Source organism: Parendozoicomonas sp. 209JJ7-1, assembly GCF_058147085.1.
This window is the reverse complement of the sequence record NZ_JBYVJU010000045.1, coordinates 1-2668: the sequence shown is the minus strand read 5'-3', so window position 1 is coordinate 2668 and position 2668 is coordinate 1. Positions and strand designations below refer to the sequence as shown.

Sequence of the window (2668 nt, the reverse complement as noted above, 5' to 3'; positions counted from 1 at the left end):
GAAAATACCACTATTGCTTGCTTTGCTAATCAATCCTGTCACTTCCAATGCCGCAAGCACGGGTATTACCATACGTAACGTATGTAATGGGGAAGATAGAAAGCTCGGATATAGGGAGTATGCAACCAGCAATGGGTACTATTGGTATGTGATGAATACTGCTACTCCAGCAGGTAGTTCAAATGATGAATATAAAGCCCTAGTTAGTCAAAATTGGGAAGCTGTAGACGGTTGCGTATTTCCAAGATCGTATTGGGATAAGATTAGAGTTAAGAACTTTGGCTATTTCCCCACCGCTATGAGAAAAAAAATGAAGGAGGGGGAGTCACCAGAAAATGCTGGCAAACAGTGCAATATGACAGGAAATCCAATCAATACTGGAAATGGTAATAAATTCCAAGAATCCATAGATATTGTAAGAAGAACTAGAAAGTTACACTTTACTAGAAATTATAATTCTATGTTAAGTTTCGCACCTGGTGCTCTGGGTTATGGTTGGTCTCATAACTTCAGTCAGTCTATCAAGAAGATAGATGAAAGCAATATTGTCTTATACCGACCTGATGGAAAAGTAATTGAATCCAAAAAACTTGACAAGAAATGGATAACAGATTCGAAAGAAATCATTAAAATAAGTGAAGTAATAGAAGGTGCGAAAAAAATAAAAACGTGGAATGTGTTATTAAAAAGTGAAACCCTAGAAAAGTATAACACCGATGGAAAAATCACATCTATTACTGAGAGGGATGGATATCAAGTAAATTTAGAATACGATAATTCAATTATAAAATGGGTTACCAGTTCAAACAGTGGAAAATTAACTTTCCAATATAATAATCAGAAACGCATCTCTTCTCTGACAACAGACACGGGAGAAGTGTACACATATACCTACGATGCATCTGGAAACCTGTCCAAAGTGACATTCCCTGAAAGGACTTCAGGCGCTTCTGGAAACAATGAACGCATCTACCACTACAACGAACCGGAGCATATGGAAGGTAACACCTCCCTCCCCCATGCTCTTACCGGTATAACCGATGAACGCGGCCAGCGCTTTGCCACCTGGACCTACGATGCCCAGGGCCGGGCCACCTCCTCACAACACGCCGGTCAGGAAAAAGTCACTCTGGACTACACCCATATTGATGATACCGATGACCCTCGCGTCACTGTCACCAATGCCTTAGGGAAAGAGACGACCTATCACTACACCACCATTCATGGTGTACGCAAGGTCACCCGCGTGGAAGGGCATCGCTCTGACAACTGTGCTGCAGCCAATCAATCCACAACTTATGATGTGAATGGCTTTCGGGATCTGGTTACGAACTGGGAAGGTGTGGTGATGGATTATGACCACAATAACCGAGGTTTGGAGATAAAAAGAACGGAAGCCAAGGGCACACCTAATGAGCGGGTTGTTACTACCGAGTGGCATCCTGAGTTCCGTCTGCCTATCAAAATTACCGAACCCGACCGGGTGATTGAATTCACCTACGACGATAAGGGCCTTTTAACGTCCCGTCAGATCAAACCTGTCTCATAATATTTGTTAATGCTAAATATACACATTCAATAAGCTTCCTTTTTTGTGAAGAAGAACCTTCTTATGCATAAAAAACAAAAAAGAAAACCATATTTCATCGCTTTATTATCATTATTATTTTCGTCCACAGCAGATGCTGAGGATTATTATTGGCTAGGTAATAAAAATATCAGAGTAGCTGATCCTATGGCGCACTTTCTTTCTATAGTCAAACGTTCTCACCCTAACTCCAGAGTTATATGGAATCTTACTCCCAAAAAAATATCAGGTCTTACTGCTTTTGCTGGTTGGTACAAGCATGGAAAATACTATAATTTCGTCAATGTCGGTTATACACGTAGAGGAGATGGCTGCACCTTACCAAAAGTTCTCGATAGCGATAAAGGTATTTGTGTATCCGATCCAGTCTACCCTGGTGGAAACCTTGGCAAAGATTGCTCTGTTGGCAATCCCATTTCCATTTTTCTGGGAAATAAATTCCAAGAAGAAGTTGATTTTAAGTCAGTTAATGGGAAATTCGAATTCATCAGATACTACAACAGTTACACCAAAGATTGGAGCCACACGTTCTCAAGAAAAATAGAGTTCATAGAAAGAACAAAGTCAACTATAAAATCAACAAGAGAAGATGGAAAATTCCACATATTTAGGAAAATCAATAACCATTGGTTCTCAGAAGGCGGTGCCTCCTTCGAATTATTAGAAGAAGAGAACAGCTTACTCCTGAAAAACAAGAGTAACGGTACGGAGCATTATGATTTAAAATCGGGCCGACTCAATCGCATAACATACACGGATGGCTATGAGTTAAATCTATTCTACGATATTCCTACCCACAAAGGCGGTGACCACAGAAATGATTCTCTTGATCTAGTTTCGGATAACAGGGGTAACACTCTGTCATTCCAAAGCGATGGCTTAAACCGAATTAAATCGCTTGAACACCCTGGTGGAACCATTAAATATAAATATAAGCTCAGAGACATGTATGCCTCAGCGGAAAAAACAAATCCGGAGGAAAAAACCAAACTCCTCTACCATTATAATGAACCCGAGCATATCGAAGGTAACACCTCTCTCCCTCATGCCCTCACCGGTATAACTGACGAGCGCGGTCAA

At 40.7% G+C, this 2668-nt stretch carries 2 protein-coding genes; both read left to right on the top strand.

What is annotated here, in order from left to right; genetic code table 11:
* Window positions 1-1549: DUF6531 domain-containing protein (locus tag ACY2RQ_RS19075; protein WP_490114599.1), on the top strand; the 1549-nt coding region annotated here is incomplete at its 5' end.
* Between the two features lie 63 nt (window positions 1550-1612).
* Window positions 1613-2668 (top strand): DUF6531 domain-containing protein (locus ACY2RQ_RS19070; protein WP_490114598.1); only part of this gene is annotated, 1056 nt, incomplete at its 3' end.